Annotated in this window: 11 protein-coding genes; 8 read left to right on the top strand and 3 right to left on the bottom strand. The window is 36.0% G+C overall.

Annotation, left to right across the window (positions count from 1 at the left end; translation table 11 throughout):
• The first annotated feature begins 289 nt into the window (after positions 1-289).
• The 7 genes from B0A65_RS11255 to B0A65_RS11220 all read left to right on the top strand — a co-directional run bounded on the left by B0A65_RS11255 (position 290) and on the right by B0A65_RS11220 (position 12,876).
• A complete protein-coding gene (locus B0A65_RS11255; RefSeq protein WP_074658927.1) occupies positions 290-1,300 on the top strand; it encodes a GntR family transcriptional regulator in 1,011 nt (336 codons plus the stop codon).
• 3 nt (positions 1,301-1,303) lie between these two features.
• A complete protein-coding gene (locus B0A65_RS11250; protein ID WP_074658925.1) occupies positions 1,304-2,791 on the top strand; it encodes a xylulokinase in 1,488 nt (495 codons plus the stop codon).
• Positions 2,792-2,795: 4 nt separating this feature from the next.
• Positions 2,796-4,121, top strand: a complete 1,326-nt coding sequence (gene xylA, locus B0A65_RS11245; RefSeq protein WP_074658923.1) for a xylose isomerase — start codon at positions 2,796-2,798, stop codon at positions 4,119-4,121.
• 347 nt (positions 4,122-4,468) lie between these two features.
• Positions 4,469-5,125 (top strand): fructose-6-phosphate aldolase, encoded by a 657-nt coding sequence (gene fsa, locus B0A65_RS11235; RefSeq protein ID WP_074658919.1) that lies wholly within the window; start codon positions 4,469-4,471, stop codon positions 5,123-5,125.
• 614 nt (positions 5,126-5,739) lie between these two features.
• Entirely contained in the window at positions 5,740-8,832 is a 3,093-nt protein-coding gene (locus B0A65_RS11230) for a SusC/RagA family TonB-linked outer membrane protein (protein WP_074658917.1), read from the top strand.
• Between the two features lie 13 nt (positions 8,833-8,845).
• Positions 8,846-10,765: a RagB/SusD family nutrient uptake outer membrane protein gene (locus tag B0A65_RS11225; protein ID WP_074658915.1), complete on the top strand. Its 1,920-nt coding sequence runs from the start codon at positions 8,846-8,848 to the stop codon at positions 10,763-10,765.
• A 197-nt stretch (positions 10,766-10,962) separates the two neighbouring features.
• Positions 10,963-12,876: a sialate O-acetylesterase gene (locus B0A65_RS11220; protein ID WP_074658913.1), complete on the top strand. Its 1,914-nt coding sequence runs from the start codon at positions 10,963-10,965 to the stop codon at positions 12,874-12,876.
• A 167-nt stretch (positions 12,877-13,043) separates the two neighbouring features.
• On the opposite strand, the gene B0A65_RS11215 is transcribed toward B0A65_RS11220, so the two are convergent.
• The 3 genes from B0A65_RS11215 to hmpA form a co-directional block, all read right to left on the bottom strand.
• A complete protein-coding gene (locus B0A65_RS11215; protein ID WP_074658911.1) occupies positions 13,044-16,661 on the bottom strand; it encodes a PAS domain-containing sensor histidine kinase in 3,618 nt (1,205 codons plus the stop codon).
• A gap of 11 nt (positions 16,662-16,672) precedes the next feature.
• Positions 16,673-17,122, bottom strand: a complete 450-nt coding sequence (locus tag B0A65_RS11210) for a response regulator (protein WP_074659233.1) — start codon at positions 17,120-17,122, stop codon at positions 16,673-16,675.
• 482 nt (positions 17,123-17,604) lie between these two features.
• A complete protein-coding gene (gene hmpA, locus B0A65_RS11205; RefSeq protein ID WP_074659232.1) occupies positions 17,605-18,816 on the bottom strand; it encodes an NO-inducible flavohemoprotein in 1,212 nt (403 codons plus the stop codon).
• Positions 18,817-19,099: 283 nt separating this feature from the next.
• Here hmpA and B0A65_RS11200 point away from each other — a divergent pair, with 283 nt between their 5' ends.
• Positions 19,100-19,693, top strand: a complete 594-nt coding sequence (locus tag B0A65_RS11200) for a murein L,D-transpeptidase catalytic domain-containing protein (protein WP_074658909.1) — start codon at positions 19,100-19,102, stop codon at positions 19,691-19,693.
• Positions 19,694-19,707: the final 14 nt, after the last annotated feature.

Raw genomic sequence — 19,707 nt, 5'->3', positions numbered from 1 at the left:
TCGCTCCGCTGGAGCTTGTAGAAAGCTTTGGGATTGTTGCTATGAATAGTACGCTCCACTGGAGCTTTTGAAAATTAGTATTCTGCTGCCTCTTTTGAAAACGATTTGCGTGAGGGATAGCAGTGGAAAGCCCGGAGCCTGACGAAGGAAGTGCGAGGACTTGAAACGGATAGCCCGGCCCGGAGGGACACGCCCAAATTATTTTAAAAGTTAACATTTTTAATGTAAAAAGTATTTTTTTATTACAAATATTTACCTACTTTAGCATACCAGAACAGAACGGAACAGTATGCTAAACGAAGAAGAGGAAAAATTTGTATTTGTAATCAATCACGACAGTGATATTCCGAAATACCAGCAATTGGTTAACGGAATTAATAATGCCATTGCAGAGAATATTCTGCAAAAAGGAGATTTGCTTCCGTCTGTAAATTCGATTTGCAAAGAGAATCAGTTGTCGAGAGATACAGTTTTTAAAGCGTATTCAATTTTGAAAGATCAGAATGTAATTGATTCTGTTCCGAATAAAGGATATTATGTATCAGGTGAAACCAGAAAAGTGCTTTTGGTATTGGATACTTTCAAGGCATATAAAGAAGTTTTGTATCACTCGTTTGTAAATAATTTACCGGACAATGTGATTACAGATGTGCAGTTTCATCATTATAATATTGACGTTTTTAAAACAATCATTAATAACAGCGTTGGGAAGTATTACAAATATGTGGTGATGAATTTTGATCACAAAGAAGTATCACCAACATTATCGGCAATTTCGAATGATAAATTGCTTTTGATTGACTGGAATATTCATTCGAAAAAAGAGAATAATTATGTTTTTCAGGATTTCGGAAAAGCATTTTACAATTCATTGAAAGAAGCAGCTGATTTGTTTAAAAAGTATAAAAACATACAATTTATTTATCCGGATTATACGAATCATCCAAAAGAAACAGTGGAATCTTTTAAGAAATTTTGTGCTGATTTTCATTTTAAATATGACATCATAACAGATCCAAAAAAGTTCAATATCGAAAAAGGAATTGGGTATATAAGTGTTAGTGACAGGGTTTTAGGGCACTTTTTAGAACAATGCAAAGAGAAGGATTTAGAACCGGGAACCGATGTTGGTTTTTTATCGTACAATGAAACGCCTATGAAGAAATTTATTTATAAAGGAATCTCGGTGGTGTCGACAGATTTTAAAGAAATGGGAACAAAAGCAGCGGCTTTTATCACAACAGATGAAGCGGTGCAGCAATATATAGCAACAAGTTTAACAATAAGAGAATCATTATAGAGTATGTATTATATAGGATATGATATTGGAAGTTCTTCGGTCAAGGTTGCCTTGGTAGAAGCAGCAACAGGCAAAAAAATAATCGTTTTGCACGAACCGCAAAACGAAATGGAGATCGTTTCATTGCATGCTGATTGGGCAGAGCAGGATCCGGAAATCTGGTGGCAGCACATTTGCGTCGCGACAAAAAGAGCAATACGGGAAGCAAATATCGAAGCTTCTAAAATTCAGGGTGTGGGTATATCGTATCAAATGCACGGATTGGTCATTGTAGACGAAGCATGCAAACCATTGCGCAATGCAATAATTTGGTGTGATAGTAGAGCCGTTGCTATTGGCGATAAAGCTTTTGAAGAAATTGGAGCAGAAAAATGTTTCAGCCATCTCTTGAATTCTCCAGGGAATTTCACGGCTTCAAAATTAAAATGGGTTAAAGAAAACGAACCTGAAATATACAGTAAAGTCTACAAATATATGTTGCCGGGTGATTATATCGCTTACAAACTAACGGGCGATGTTACGACAACTAAAAACGGACTTTCAGAAGGAATGCTTTGGGATTACAAAGAAAACAAAGTAGCTGACTGGTTATTAGATTACTACGGAATTGATCAGTCATTAACACCTGCAATTGTGGAGAATTTCACAAATCAGGGAGTTTTGAATGAAAAAGGTGCAAAAGAATCCGGGCTTCCAACGGGAATTCCAGTAGTCTACAGAGCCGGTGATCAGCCTAATAATGCATTGGCTTTAAATGTATTAAATCCGGGTGAAGTTGCGGCGACTGGTGGTACTTCAGGAGTGTTTTATGCGGTTAGCGAAATGTCAGCTGGAAATAAAAGCACAAGAGTAAACAACTTCGTTCACGTTAATTATGAGGTAGCTAAACCAAGAATTGGGAAATTACTGAACATTAACGGTGCCGGAATTCAGTACAGATGGCTGCGAAACAATATGGGCGATGAAACCTATGAATCAATGAACCGCAAAGCATCAAAAATTGATATCGGATCTGAGGGCGTTGTCGTTATTCCGTTTGGAAATGGTGCGGAACGTATGTTCAACAATAAAAACATCGGAACTCACTTTTTGAATCTGAATTTAAATATTCACAGCAGTTCGCATTTGTTCAGGGCTTCTTTAGAAGGAATCGCTTTTTCATTTGTGTACGGAATGGAATGTTTGAAGGATGATAATGCGACGATTGGTGTAATCAGAGCAGGAAATGATAATTTATTCCGCTCAGAAATTTTCTCTAATACAGTGGCAACGCTTATTGGGCACGAAATCGAAATTTACAATACAACAGGAGCAGTCGGAGCAGCAAGAGCAGTTGGTTTGATCGATGGTGATTTTGAGAAATTTGGTTCAAGTATTACAACAAACGACCATGTAATGACCTTTTTACCGTTGCAAAATAAAGAACCATACGTTCAGGCGTACCAAAAATGGAAACAAGAATTAGAATTTATATTAACACAAAAAAAATAAAGAGATGATAGTTTTAGGCAATAAAGAATACTACAAAGGTATCGGTCAAATTAAATTTGAAGGCAAGGAGTCTGATAACCCATTGGCATTTAAATATTATAATCCAGATCAGGTTGTGGCTGGAAAAACAATGCGTGAGCACTTTAAGTTTGCAATTGCTTACTGGCATACTTTCTGCGGTCAGGGTTCAGATCCATTCGGACCAGGAACACAACATTTTCCTTGGGATCAGCCTACAGATGCTATCGCTGCCGCAAAAGAAAAAGCAGATGCAGCATTCGAATTCATTACCAAAATGGGATTTGACTACTACTGTTTTCACGATTATGACCTGGTTAATGAAGGCGCTACCTTCGCAGAATCAGAAAGCAGACTGGCTACCATAACTGAATATTTGAAAGAAAAACAAGCTGCTTCAGGAGTGAAATTACTTTGGGGAACTGCAAACTGTTTTTCTAATCCAAGATATATGAACGGTGCGGCTACTAATCCGGATTTTAATGTATTGGCAAGAGCCGGAGGTCAAATAAAACTGGCATTGGATGCTACTATTGCTTTAGGAGGAGAAAACTATGTATTCTGGGGAGGTCGTGAAGGTTATATGACTTTGCTGAACACAGATATGGGAAGAGAATTGGATCACATGGGAGAATTCCTGGCTCAGGCAAGAGATTATGCAAGAGCACAAGGATTCAAAGGAAATTTCTTCATTGAGCCAAAACCTATGGAGCCAATGAAACACCAATATGATTTTGACTCGGCTACAGCTATTGGATTTTTACATAAATACGGTTTAGAGAAAGATTTCAAGATGAACATCGAGGTGAATCACGCTACATTAGCGCAACACACTTTTCAACACGAAATGGAAGTGGCTGCCAAAGCTGGAATGTTAGGAAGTTTAGATGCCAACAGAGGTGATTACCAAAACGGATGGGATACCGATCAGTTTCCAAATAACATTCAGGAAGTTACAGAAGCAATGCTAGTTTTCTTAAAAGCAGGCGGACTACAAGGCGGAGGAGTTAATTTTGATGCTAAAATCAGAAGAAATTCTACCGATATGGAAGATGTATTCTTAGCTCACATTGGTGGAGCCGATACTTTTGCAAGAGCATTATTGACGGCTGACAAAATTATCACATCTTCTCCTTATGATAAATTAAGAACAGACCGTTACAGTTCTTTTGATTCGGGAAATGGAAAAGCTTTTGAAGAAGGAAAATTAAGTTTGACTGATTTGTATAAAATCGCCCAGGAAAATGGTGAATTGAATTTACAAAGTGGTAAACAGGAATTGTTCGAAAATATCATCAATCAGTACATTTAATTGATTGACAAAAGAAAAATAATTTTCGGTTAAGTTTAAATCGAAATCAAGATTGTTTTTTGTAGTTTTTTTGTCTCGGGCAAATATTTTGGTTAGTGTATTTGCCAGAGAAAATGAAGTGAATTATTTAGTAATTATGGCCGTTGATGTTGAAGAGATCAACGGCCATTTCACTAATTTCTTATTCAAAACAGATAGTTTTTCAAATTGTCTTCGCAGTGCTTTCTTTCACTGTTTTATTTATATTTCAAATTATATTTCAAATCATTTTACTTGTTTCTGATTCATTTGTTGAATTGGAATACAAGGCTATTATTTAATCAAAAATAAACTTAAACCAAAAACCAATGAAATTTTTTATTGACACAGCAAATTTAGAAGATATTAAAGAAGCCCAGACACTTGGCGTTTTAGATGGTGTTACAACAAATCCGTCTTTAATGGCTAAAGAAGGAATTACAGGAAAAGATAATATTTTGAAACATTATCTGGCGATCTGTACTATTGTAGATGGCGATGTTTCTGCAGAAGTTATTTCAACAGACTTTGACGGAATGGTTAGAGAAGGCGAGGAGCTTGCAGCGTTGCACGAGCAAATTGTAGTGAAACTGCCTATGATTGCAGACGGAATCAAAGCTTGTAAATATTTTTCAGATAAAGGAATCAGAACGAATGTTACTTTAGTTTTTTCAGCGGGACAAGCTTTATTGGCTGCAAAAGCCGGGGCGACTTATGTTTCTCCATTTTTAGGAAGATTAGATGATATCTCAACTGATGGAATGCATTTGATTTCAGAAATCAGGGAGATTTATGATAATTATGCTTTCAACACACAAATACTTTCAGCTTCAATAAGACATACGATGCACGTAGTGAATTGTGCCAAAGTTGGTTCTGATGTAATGACAGGACCGTTATCTTCTATTAAAGGATTGTTGAAACATCCTTTGACTGATATAGGTTTGAATCAATTTATTGAAGATGCTAAAAAGATGCAACTTTAATTAGAAAATTTAGAAGTAGTTTATAGCGCTATTTCCATACTTATTTTTAAATAAAATACTTTTCTGTTTGTAAAACTCCTTCTTTTTAGTAGGAGTTTTTTTGTTTTATAACAAACGATTGTGTAATTCCAAATTTGTAAATAAAAAATAATTTTATTGTTTCATTTCTTCCTTCTTAGTGGTTCAGTTATGAAAGTATTTGCTGCGTTTTAGTGTGTTCTGAATGAGAGAATTGAGTAATGATAACTTTTATTTTATAGTGATAGCTTCTTTATATAGCGTGCTTCATGTTGTTTTATCATTTTATTAGCTATTTTTTTGAATCAATTAATTTAAGACTATTTTTTTGTCTTTATTAGTGTATTTGTTGTGGTTTAAGCAATTTTTTAATTATAAAATTATAGTAACACTATTTTAATTCTGTATTTTTTTAGATATAAATAAAAAAATATTACGCAACCGATTGTGTGTTTTGGTTTTTTATTTATATTTGTTAAATGAATATTAAAAAAAGTGATCCAGACTGACTTATAAAGGAGTATACCAACTTCAATATTTATGCAATAAAAAAAAACTAACTCAACCATTACTATTAATTATCTAAATCAATTTTTATGACCAATTTTTTTACAATTAAAAGCAAATCAAAGCTCCTAAAGAGCTTGGGGTTTTTGTCCCTGATGTTTTTGTTTTCTTTGAGTGCCAGCGCTCAGACAACAGTTACGGGAGTGGTATCTGACGCTCAGGGACCTATTCCCGGGGCAAATGTGAATATTAAAGGAACCAAAACAGGTGTCGTTACAGGTTTTGATGGAAACTATACAATATCAAATGTTCCTTCTAACGGAGTGTTGGTATTTAGTTTTTTAGGTTTAACAACAAAAGAAGTGCCCGTTGCAGGTAAAACTAAGATTGATGCCGTATTACAGGAAAATTCTAATGCACTTCAGGAGGTTGTTGTTATTGGTTATGGAACTCAGCGAAAAGAAGCCGTAACAGGTTCTGTGGCTTCTATTAAAGGAGATATAGTTCGCGAAGTGCCATCGGCCAATATTACACAGGCTTTACAGGGGCGTTTGGCAGGAGTTCAGATGACGCAAACTTCATCTAAACCTGGTGCCGAAATGCAAATTCGTATTAGAGGTACACGTTCCTTAACAGCAGACAATAACCCACTGGTAGTATTGGACGGAATTCCTTTTGCAGGATCAATTGGTGATATCAGTCCGGACAATATTAAAAGTATTGACATCTTAAAAGATGCTTCGGCAACTGCTATCTACGGATCGCGTGGTGCTAATGGTGTTATTTTGATCTCTACCAATAAAGGTCAGAAAGGACAAAAAGCTACTTTTACTTATAATACGTACAGTGGTTTGAAAAACATTTTTGCCAAATTCCCAATGATGGACGGTCCGGAATTTGTGGCTTTGCGTAAAATAGCGACGCTACCGGGTTCTACAGCTCCACTTTATTCAAATGGTGTAGACGAAGCTGATAACGTAAATACAGATTGGCAAAAGCTGATGTTTCGATCAGGTATAGTAACCAATCATGATATAGGCGTTTCTAGCGGGACTGAAACCGGTAACTACAATTTTGGAGCTAGTTATTATAAAGAAGAAGCGGTATTGCCAGGACAGGATTACAGTCGTTTAACTTTAAGAGGTGCTGTTGATCAGGCAATTGGAAAATATTTTAAATTTGGTTTTACTACAAATAATAATTACTCTATTACAGACGGATCCAACTTAAGTTTGTACAACACATTAAGCACAACGCCAATTGCTAATCCGTATAATGCAGATGGTTCTTTGAAAAGAACGGTTAAAATGCCGTTAGATGAAAACTGGGTATATACCAGAGAAACGGTAGAAAATTTAGGAGATAAATGGATCGACCAGACAAAAGCATATAGTTCTTACAACAATTTATATGCTGAGTTAAAGATACCTGGTGTAGAAGGCTTAAAATATCATATCGATTTAGGCGGTAATTTCCGTTCTACAAGTGGAGGTCAATATACAGGTGAAGGAGTATTTAGTGTGAATCCAACAACCGTTTCTACGGCTCAAATTATTAACACGCTTAGTACGAATTGGGCAATCCAAAACTTGCTTTCTTACGATCGCAGCTTTGGAAAACATCAGTTGAATGCAGTGGCTATGTTCTCTTCAGAACAAACCAGTTATAACAAATCACAAGTTAATGCAAAAGATATTCCTTCTGATTCTTTTCAATTTTACAACTTAGGAAGAGCAGCAGGCGAAATTTCGATTAACCCGGACAATCAGGATTATTATAAAAGCGGATTGATCTCTTATATGGCGCGTGCGATGTATTCTTATGACAATCGTTATATGATTACGGCTACTATACGATCAGATGCCTCTTCAAGATTGGCAGAAGGACATAAATGGCATACTTATCCTGCTGTATCAGCTGGATGGAATGTGAAAAATGAATCTTTTATGCAAAATGTAAGCTGGTTAGATCAGTTAAAATTACGCGCAGGTTATGGAGAAACTTCTAATCAGGCAGTTGCCCCTTATTCAACACTTGGACTTTTAGCGTCCAGACCGTACAATTTTGGTGATACAACCACAACAGGATACTATGTGTCTAAGTTACCTAATCCTGAATTAGGGTGGGAATATTCTACAACTATGAACTACGGGCTAGATTTTGCTTTATTCAAAAATCGTTTAACCGGTACAGCTGAATATTATGTTACCGATACAAAAAATATTCTTCTGGATGTCAACCTGCCTCCAACAGCAGGTGTGGGCAGCTACACAGCAAATGTAGGACAAACTCAAAATAAAGGTTATGAGTTAACGCTTAACGGTGCAATAGTAGATAATGCTAATGGTTGGTCCTGGGATGTTGGGGTGAATTATTATTCAAATAAAAACAAACTGACAGCACTTTCGTCAGGACAAACCAGAGATGAAAACAACTGGTGGTTTGTAGGACATCCAATTGATGTAATTTTTGATTATCAAAAAATAGGACTTTGGCAACAGGGAGATGCAAATCTTACTAAATATGAGCCAGGAGGAAATGTAGGAATGATTAAAGTTAAATATGCAGGAGATTTTAATGCAGATGGTACACCTACAAGACAAATTGGACCTGCAGACAGACAAATAATAGATGTAAACCCTAATTTTCAGGGAGGTTTTAATACTCGTGTAGCTTACAAAAATTTAGATCTTAGCGTGGTAGGTGCTTTTCAGGATGGAGGAGTTCTTATTAGTACGCTATATTCTTCATCAGGTTACCTTAATATGTTAAGCGGACGTAGAGGAAACGTAAAAGTAGACTATTGGACACCAGAAAATACAGATGCAAAATATCCAAGACCTGGAGGTGCAACAAGTAATGACAATCCAAAATACGGATCTACGTTAGGATACTTTGATGCTTCTTACGTTAAAATTCGTACGATCACCCTTGGTTATAATGTCACAGAAAAATTTATCAAGGATTTAGGAGTTGATAGATTTCGTCTTTATTGTACCATACAAAATCCATTCGTAATCTATTCACCTTACCATAAAGAAACAGGTATGGACCCTGAAACCAACTCCTATGGTAATGAAAATGCAGCAACAACAGATTTTTACAAAAGACGTTTGCTGACATTGGGAACAAACACGCCTTCAACGCGTACTGTCTTGCTTGGCCTTAATTTAACATTTTAAAAAAAAGATAACGATGAAACCGATACAAATAAAAACTTTTATGGTAACAGCAATGATAACGCTGTTCCTGGGAGCCTGTTCTAATGTTTTAGAAGAAGAACCCCGCAGTATTTACACTCCCGAATATTTTAAAACCGAAAAAGGGGTTGTGGGAGGATTAACGTCAATGTATGCTCACTTGCGCTATATCTATGGGCAAGGTTACTATTACAATACAACCGAAACCGGAACTGATGAAGCAACTTACGCACAAAGTGCCGATGGAAACTTCAAGGATATGGACCTTTCAGGAGTAGGATCGATTACTCCTTCTTCGAGCCGTACTGATGCTTTGTGGCAACCTGCATTCATCAACATCAATACTGCCAGCGGTATTATCGAAAATGCTCAGGCAATTGGAACTATTTCAAACGCAATGATTTCAGAGGCAAGATTCTTTCGTGCATTTGATTATTTCCAGCTAGTTCAGACTTTCGGTGGAGTTCCATTAGATTTGGGTGCAGGAGAACTTAAATTCAACACAAGTCCATCAAGATTTTCTGTTAGAAACACCGTACCACAAGTTTATACAAAGGCTATTTTTCCTGATTTAGTAATAGCGGCAAATGAATTGCCTGATGTGGGAAGAGTAAAAGGAGGAGTAACTAAAACGGCTGCCAGACTTTTCTTGGCAAAGGCTTATTTAACGTATGCATGGTGGCTGAAAAATCCAAATAATATTCCAACTTACCCGGAAGCGACTCGTGTTGACCCGGACGGACATGATGCGGCCTGGTATTTTCAAAAAGCTTATGATGTTGCTGCAGCCGGAATCGATTCTCATGGTTCATTTGCTCTTCAACCAACGTATTATGACGTAAACTTAGGAAGCAATGATCGTAACAGTGAAATTTTATTGTACGCTGACCACACTGAAAAAAGCGAATTTTTTAATGCGAGTAGCTTAACTTATTCTAATGGTGCTGCACCAGAGAATTTTGCTGTCTGGATGATGACTCCTAATTATACTAATTTAAGAAGTTCAGGTGTTAGTTCTGTACAACGTGAAGCAGAACAACACTTAGGGCGTCCTTATATTCGTATGTGTCCAACAATTGGTGTAATTGCAAATACATTTGCTGACAAAACGAATGATTCGCGTTACGATGGTACGTTTACAACAGTGTACCGCGGTAACTGGAACAAAGCGGGCGTTACCAATGCAACATTGAATAATGCAAATGGCTTGCCAGTCGCTCCCGGAGGGGCAATACTTTCATTCCTTAATGCTGAAAATCCTTCGATTGTGTACAATGCATCAAATGGAGGTGTAGGAGCAGGAGTTTTGGCTGGAAGATCAGATTTTGTGATCGCACCAAGTGGTATTAGCAGAATTATATATCCTGGCTTATGGAAATTAGGTGTTTACCGTACTGATGGAGCGGGAGGATTAGGTCAGCCTAATGCTGCAAGTACGCGTCCTTACAATATCGCTAAATTGTCAGAGCTTTACTTAATAGCGGCAGAAGCTGCTGTAATGGGGGCGACTCCTCAAGGAGGGAAAAGTGCCAGAGAACTCGTAAATGTGCTACGCGCTCGTGCCGGAAAATGGAGATTTGATAATAATGGTAATGTTGCAAAATCAGCAGATAACAGTGCGGCAATGATTGCTGCAACACCTGCAACTATTGATATTAATTATATTTTGGCAGAACGTTCACGTGAATACTATGGTGAAGGATATCGTTGGTTCGATTTACTTCGTACTCAAAAATGGGCAGAGCTTTCAGGGTCTTACCAAATTTGCGGGACGGCATACGGAGATCATACTCCGGTTACTGTAGCCAGAGACATTAAACCATATCACTATTTACGTCCGATTCCTCAATCGCAATTCGATGCCATGATTATGACGGCTGAAGAAAAAGCAGCTTATCAGAATCCGGGTTATTAATATAAAACTAAATAGGGAAACAAACTTATTAGCTTTAAAGTTTAGTTAGTTAGTAAAGTGTAAGCAGTAGTTATAAGTGTTATTTTTAAACAATGCCTTATAACAGATAAGTTTGTTTCCAAAAAAAGCCGAGAGAGTTAGTCCTTTCGGCTTTTTGCCGTAAATTGATCGTTGATTCTTAAAAGAAAAAATTAAAAATGAAGAGAATAGTAATCCTTATTGCTTTGTGCTTTTGCAATGGCATTTATGCTCAAATAAAACTCCCGCGTTTAATTAGCGACGGAATGGTTTTACAGCGCGATATTCCTCTAAAAATTTGGGGTTGGGCGTCGCCGGATGAAAAGATCGAAATTAACTTCAATCAAAAAAAATATAAAGCTACAGCGGCAAAAGATGGAAATTGGATGGTTATGCTGCCGTCTCAAAAGGCGGGTGGACCCTACGGAATGACATTAACGGCAAGTAATACTATTGTGCTGAAAAACATTCTGATTGGAGATGTATGGTTGTGTTCCGGACAATCGAATATGGAACTTCCAATGGAACGTGTTAAGGATAAATACAAAGATGTAATTGCGAAAATTGATAATAGCAATATCAGACAATTTTTGGTGCCTGATCAATACGAATTTGCAAAAGAGAATGTTGATCTTTCTTCTGGAGAATGGCTTTCTGCAAATCCCGGGAACATTTTAAAATTCTCGGCGGTTGCTTATTTTTTTGCCGATGAAATCTATCAAAAATATAAAATTCCGATTGGGTTAATTAATAGCGCTTTGGGTGGTTCGCCTGCGGAATGCTGGATCAGTGCCGAAGCAGTCAAAAAGTTTCCGGAATATGATACTGAATACCAGAAGTTTAAAGATGGAACTTTAGGTAGTCAAATCGAGGAAAGTGATAAAAAAATAAGTTCAACCTGGTATTCAACAATTAATAAAGAGGACGAGGGTTTAAAGAATAAATGGTCCAATCCTGAATTGGAAGATACAGACTGGAAAAACATGAATATTCCGGGTTATTGGGCAGATACGGAATTAGGAAATGTAAATGGTGTAGTTTGGTTGCGAAAAGAATTTACTGTTTCAAATTTAAAGGAAAGTAATGCAAAACTTATTTTAGGAAGAATTGTTGATGCTGATTCGGTCTATGTAAACGGTAATTTTGTGGGTACAACATCGTATATGTATCCGCCAAGGATTTACTCTTTTGATGCTAAATTTTTAAAAGAAGGAAAAAATGAAATTGCCATTCGGGTTATTAATAATTCAGGAAAAGGAGGTTTTGTTGAAGACAAACCATACCAACTGCTTTTGGGTAATGAAGTTATCGACTTAAAAGGTTCCTGGAAATATAAATTAGGAATAAAAATGGCTGCTTTGCCTGGACAGACTTTTATTAGATGGAAACCAGTCGGATTATACAATGCAATGATTGCACCTTTGAAAAATTACGGTATAAAAGGCGTGCTTTGGTATCAGGGCGAATCAAGCACTAAAAAACCGGAAGAATATTCCGCTTTGATGACTACCCTAATTACGAATTGGAGAACAGAGTGGAAGCAAGGAGATTTTCCGTTTTTATACGTGCAGCTTACTAACTTTATGGCACCAAAGACAGAGCCGGGAGAAAGCAATTGGGCAGCCTTAAGACAACAACAAAAAAACACATTAGCTGTTTCAAATACAGGAATGGCAGTTACGATTGATCTTGGAGAGTGGAATGACATTCATCCTTTAAACAAATACGATGTTGGGAGACGACTTTCTCTATCGGCCCGAAAAATGGTTTATGGAGAAAAAAATCTTGTGGCTTCCGGACCACTTTTTAAGTCAATGGAACAAAAAGGAAATCAACTTGTTCTAAGTTTTACAGATATCGGTTCAGGTTTAATGGCTAAAGATAATCAGCCTCTTAAAGCCTTTGAAATTGCAGGAAATGATGGAAAATTTCTTTGGGCTAATGCCGTAATTCAAGGAGATAAAATTATCCTGTCAAATGAAACCATTTTAAACCCAACAAGAGTGCGATATGCCTGGGCAGATAATCCAAATCAGGCGAATTTATACAACAAAGAAAATTTGCCGGCTTCGCCTTTTGAAGGAAGCCTGTAATAATAATCAAACTAAAAGCTAAAAAAAATCGGGAGCTCTAAATGAAGCTCCCGATTTTTTATTAAATATAAGTTTTTTAGAATTTAAGTTGGAATTTGGTATCCCATTCTTGCAATTTGGAATTTATTTTTTGAAATTTTAATACTTAAGTTTTGGAATTTAATTCGTTATCGAACCGGAAGATAAATATCAAAAGTAGCCCCTTTGTTCTTTTCGCCGGTTGCTGTAATAATTCCGTTATGGTTGTCTACAATTTTTTTAACAATAGCGAGTCCGATTCCGGTTCCGGTATATTCTAATTTTCCATGTAAACGCTGAAAAACCTCAAAAATCTTAGCGCTGTATTGCTGTTCAAAACCAATTCCATTGTCAGAAATTTTAATATGACAATAGTCGGTACCTTCTTCCAATTTTTCATTATTCAAAAGTGCTCCTTTTTTAATTTCACTTTGAATCTTTATGATGATTGGTGTGTCAGGATTGGAGAATTTAAGCGAATTGCTCACTAAATTATACAAAAGCTGTCTAAATTGAAACGGAATAATATTGGCTTCGCAGTTTTCACAGTTTTCAATTGTGGCATTTTTTTGCTCAATTTCTTCTTTTAAATCGTCTTTTACTTCAGCAATAATTTTAGAGAGATCTGTTTTCTCAAAAACACGTTCCTGAACATTTGTTCTGGAGTAGGAAAGTAAATCATTAATAAGCGTTTGCATGCGCTGTGCCGCATTTTGCATGCGCTGAAACTTATCTTTTCCGCTATCAGTTAAATTTTCAAACTCTTTTTCCAGGATGAGCGTAGCAAAAGTTTGAATTTTTCTAAGAGGTTCCTGCAAATCATGACTAGAGATATAAGCAAAAGACTGTAGTTCCTGATTCATTTTCTCCAGTTCTGTATTCTTTTGTTCCAGCTCTAAGGCATTTAATTTTAATTTATCATCGGCTTTCTTTTTTTCTGAAAGATCATGCGTCACTTTTGAAAAACCAATGACATGACCTTTTTTGTTGTGAACTGCAGTAATAACGACACTTGCCCAAAAATAGGTTCCGTCTTTGCGAACGCGCCAGCCTTCTTGCGTTGCTTTTCCTTTTTCTATGGCAATATTCAGCAGTTTCTGAGGAAGATTGTTTTTTCTGTCTTCTTCGGTATAAAACTTAGAGAAATTTTTCCCTATTATTTCTTCCGCCTTGTATCCTTTAATTTTTTCGGCACCTAAATTCCAATTCTCCACAGTCCCCTGATGATCAAGATATATAATAGAATACTCTTGAACTTCTTCCACCATTAAATGATAGCGTTCTTCACTTTTTTGAAGTGATTCGTTCATTAAATTTAATTCTTTGGTTCTGGCCGCAACTTGTTGTTCCAGCTCGTGGGTAAATGCTTTTTCAGTATGAATATCGGTAAAGGCACCCACCCATTTTAAAATCTTATCCTCTATATCGAAAACAGGTTCGCCAATAACGGCATGCCATCTGTAATTGCCATCTTTTCTTCTAACGCGAACATCACAGCGGTAAGCTTCTCCTGTAGCCAAACTATGGCTCCATATTCGGGCATTTTCGTCAAAATCATCAGGATGAATCATAGCTCTCCATTCCGATTCACCGTCGGGATGAATTCCGGTATATTCGAACCATTTTCCTGATGCGAACAAGGCATTTCCTTTTTCATCCGTTTCCCAGATTAATTGTGGAATACTTTCGGTTAAAGAGCGGAATCGTTTTTCGCTTTCTTCGAGTTCGTGTTGATGGTTTTTTTCCTCAGTGATATCTCTGATAGTTCCAATTAACTTTTCAGGCGTATTTTCATCATCGTAGAAAAGTTTTCCTTTCCCTTCCATCCAATGAATAGATCCGTCAATCCAGATTGTTCTGGCTTCGTAATTTAAATAACCTGAAGCAAGAGCTTCTTTGAAAGCCTTGTTTCGAATGTGCATATCATCTGGATGAAGATGTGTGAGCAATTGTTCGTGGGTTAATTTTTCATTTTCTTTGTAACCGCCAACAATTTCCAGATAACGATGAGAATAAATTGGTTCACGGGTTTTTACATTTAATTCCCAAGTTCCTAATTCACTGGCTTCTAATATGATTTTTAGTCGTTCTTCGTTTTGTTCTATTACTTTTCGAACTTCAACTTTTTCACTAACTTCTGTAACAGTTACAATAATTCCTGAAATAGTTCCGTCTTCTTCTTTTAAAGGAGCATATAAAAAATCAAAATAAGAAGTCTCTAGTTTTCCATGACGCTTTATAGGAATCGGGACTTCGTATCCATGAAAAGGAATACCTGTAGTTAATACACCATTTAAAAGCGAGCTAACTGTTTCTTCAACTTCTGGCAAAGAATCAAATAGAGGCTTACCAACAAAAGTATTTTCTTCTCTGTCAACTAATCTCAGATAAGCTTCATTGGCCATTTCGACCATGTAGTTGGAACCACGTAAAATGGTAATTCCAACTGGAGCTTGTTTTACGGTATTTCTGAAACGTTTGTCACTTTCTTCTATTTTTTTCTTCGCAACATTCAAATCAGTCAGGTCTACTCCCGTATTCATTACACCGTATACATTACCATTTACGTCATATAAAGGCGTTAAACTGTAATTGAAATAATAGGTATGTAGTTTTCCATCAACCGTTAAATCAAGGGGCGTATTTTTTGTATGGAAAGATTGACCGGTTTCGTAAACAGTATTAATTTGTTCAAATACCAATTGATTATCAAGTTCCGGAACTACATCTTTAAAGGATCGATTTATAACATCATTTCCTTTCCCCCATATTTTGATAATAGAATCATTGGCCAATTCAACAATCATTTCTTTTCCGACATAAACGGCAATAGGGAAGGGTGCATTTTCTACTAATTGTCTTATTTTTTGCTCGCTTTCTACAATTTTTGAACGAGCTACAACTTGCGGTGTTACTTCAATTGCTACTGCTGCTACGCCAGAAATTGTGCCGTCTGAATCTTTGAGTGCTTCGTATACAAAATTAACAAAGATATCCGTTGTCTTTCCATTTCTGATTAATGCGACAGGCTGTTCGTCGGCAACAAATCTTTCGCCTGAAATAAAAACATTATTAAGTAAGTTTTCTATAGATTTTGATTGTGGTAGTACTTCAAATACAGGTTTGTTAATTACCTTTTCAAGTGTGGTTCCCCATAGCTGGATCATTTGATCGTTGGCAATTTCAACAATATGGTTTTCGCCTCTAAATACGCACATGGCCACTGGTGCCTGCATGATATTATTTATAAATCTTGCATTGCTTTCTTTTAAGGCTTCGGTTGCTTTTTTCTTTTCTGTGGTTTCAATTACGGTCACTAAGATACCGCCAACTTTTCCATCTTCTTTTTTAATTGGGCTGTAAGAGAAATCAAAATAACATTCTTCGTCAAATCCATTTCTATTTAAAACAACCATAAAGTCAGGAAAACTAACTGCTTTCCCTTCCATAACATCAGTAAACATAGGGCCAATTGTATCCCAAATTTCTGCAAATGTTTCGCGTGAACTTATGCCTAAAGCAACAGGATGTTTGGTTGCGCCTAAAATAGGGCGAAAGGCATCGTTATAGAATTGTGTATATTCATTTTCCCAGGCAATATACATTCCAAAGGGATTACTGAGCACCATCGCGACCATAGTACAAAGACTCTGTGGCCAGTTTTCAGGATCTCCTAATGTTGTTTTGCTCCAGTCTTTGGCACGAATCAATTCGCCCATTTCGCCACCACCGGCTAGAAAATAATGTTCCTTATTTGTACGGCTCATTCTAAAACTATTTAAGGTTGAAGAACAAAGTGTTCTCGTACAGGTTGTTTTAATTTATTTTTAGAAATTACATTCAGGGCATTGCCGATCACTTTTTTTAATTTAGAAAATTCGCCAGGTTTGCGAATATAGTAAGTCGCCCCTTTTTTGTACATCAAATCAACAATTTCTGTATCCAGAGATGTTGAAAAGATAATTACCGGCAGCGCATTAAGTTGATCAATTTCTTTTATTTCCTTTAAACATTCATGTCCATTTTTACGGGGCATATTAAGATCAAGAAATAACATATCCGGTAAGTTATTAGAAGAATTGCTGGCTAAATAATCCATCAGCTCGACGCCATCATTAACAACAGCAAGTGATACCGGAAGCGATAATTCGTCCAATGCTTCTTTAAAAAAAGCGCAATCGTCTTCGTCATCGTCCGCTAGTAAAAGATTGTAATGCTGTTTATTCATTTTATTATTAGTATATATCGGGGTTAATTCATTTTTCATTAAACGACCTCATCCTGTTTAAGTTAGATGCGGTCTTTACTGTTTTGATTCTGCTAAGATAATACTAATTACAAACTTAGGAATCAACAATATCGCAATAAATTTAACGATTTAAACTAGAATTTTATAATCTTTTTTTTGATTTAGCTTTTTTTTAAGTTATCAATAAAGGGATTTTTAACGCTATAAAGATTCTAAAAATAAAAACCTCCAAATCAATTGATTGGAGGCTTTTTGGTAATTATGTTTTAGAAGTAAACAGAAAGGAAAAAAAGTTTGAAATTAAACAGGCCACGATCCAGGAACGCATCCAAAAAAACAGAAAAACAGATTGATCTGTACAGTTTATAGAGGCTAATGTCAGCGTGATAAAAAATGTTGTTATACAATTTTTTAAGAATGGGGTTAACTTTTTTTTCCTGTAAAAGGGAATGGCTTTCACTTTAATTCAGATTAATCAATTGAGGACCAAATTCTTCATAAAAGATATTTTCCTGATTGATATTCAAATTAAGTAACGCTTCGTACTGTGTTTTAATAAACATTTCAGGACCATAAATATAAAATTTAGCTTCTTCCAGTAAAATGGCTTCTTTGCATTTATGAAGATCAACGCGACCTTCAATTATTTCATTTGAAAAAGCGACATCATTTTGTACTGAATCATAAAAAGTAAAGGTTTCTAACCATTCTGCTTCTTCTTTTAAAGTGGCGATTTGTTCTTTAAAGGCATGGACTGATTCGTTTCGGCAACCGTGAATCCAGACCGTTTTTTTATTTTGAAAAGCATTTAAATTAGTTTCCAGCATACTCAACATCGGCGTAAGGCCAACACCACCACTAATTAAAACCAATGGATTTGTAGCATCTTTTTCAAGGTGAAATAATCCGGCCGGAGCCGAAATTGAAATAACGTCACCTTCTGTTTTTGAATGTAAAGTATTGGAAACCAGACCGGATGGATTGGGTGCAATTCCGCTTTCTTTTTTGACTGAAATTCGATAATATTCAGGATTGAAAGCAGTAGATAAACTATATTGTCTTGGTTGTAAAAGACCTAATTCAGGAACATAAACCTGAATGCTGATGAATTGTCCTGCATGAAAATCAGTGATTTCTTTGCCATCTTCAGGATAAAGATAAAAGGATTTTATTTCTGTAGATTCTTCAACAATTTTTTTAATTACAAATTTTCTCCAATCGTTCCAGCTTCCGGCTTTGGCTGCATTTTCTTCGTATAAACCTTTTTCAAGATCGATCATTATTTTTGCCAATTGATAATAGGCAACTGTCCAGGCTTCTAACAGTTCAGGTGTTGCCGCTTCACCAACGACTTCCGCAATAGAAGCGATTAATTGCGTTCCTACAATTTTATAGTGGTCCGGTTGAATGTTCAAACTTCTGTGTTTGGTACCAATTCCTTTCAGAACACCAATTAAAACGCCTGGATCTTCAATATTTTCGGCATAAGCCAAAACAGCATTGGCCAAAGCTGATTTTTGTCTTCCGTTGGACTGATTTCCCATATTGAACATATTGCGCAATTCTGGATGTTCTCTAAACATTCGGGCATAAAAATAATTAGTCAGGTCTTCGCCACTGGCTCTTAATATTGGAATTGTAGCTTTGATCAGTTCTTTTTGATTTGAATTCATTTTGTGATATTTAGGATTTAATTTAAATAAATGCTGATACCAGAGCATTTAACGACAAATTTAAATCCCGGTCAAGTCTTCGTTTTATGACTCAAATCATAAGTGTTTAAAAAAATTATCTTTTTTATGAAATGATTCTAACTCTCCTTTTGAGAGTTAAGAATTCTAAATAAATCCTATAGTGTTGTTTTCCAATCTTTTGATGGTTGTTTGATTATGAAGTTTGATAGTAAATTTGCGCGTTCAAATTTTTTGATTCGATTTATAATCAAATACCACTTTTATGAAAATATTCCATTTAATCCTATTGCTATCCGTTTCAATTTTCAATGTTCCAAAATCTGTTGATGAAGTCCTTTCAGCTCCAGAAATAGAGCGATTTACTAATCATATGTCAGAAGTAAAAAACCTGCTTCATTCCAATCACGTTTATAATTCTAAAATTGCCTTTTTTGTTGATATGAAAATTAAGTCGGGCAAAAATCGCTTTTTTGTTTATGACTTAGTAAATAACAAAATTTTAGATGAAGGATTGGTAGCTCATGGCTCCGGGTCAGAAACAGGAATTCTGGGAGAATTAAAATTTAGCAACGAACCCAATTCTAATTGTACTTCGCTTGGTCGCTATGTCGTGGGGAAAGCCTATACAGGAATGTTTGGAAGGTCATACAAATTAACTGGCTTAGATGAAACAAATTGCAATGCTATGAAACGCGCTGTTGTGTTGCATTCGTATTCTGCAGTGCCAGAAGAAGAGCAGGATTATTATATCTCAAATAGTCACGGTTGTCCAATGGTAAATGAAAATTTCTTTAAAAGACTTCAGAAAATTATTGATAGTTCCAAATCACCTATAATCTTAAATGTTTATTATTAAAGAATATTCTTTTG

Source organism: Flavobacterium frigidimaris (assembly GCF_002217275.1).
Taxonomy (GTDB): domain Bacteria; phylum Bacteroidota; class Bacteroidia; order Flavobacteriales; family Flavobacteriaceae; genus Flavobacterium; species Flavobacterium aquidurense.
The sequence above is the reverse complement of the archived record's forward strand: the minus strand, read 5'-3'. Positions and strand labels throughout refer to the sequence as shown.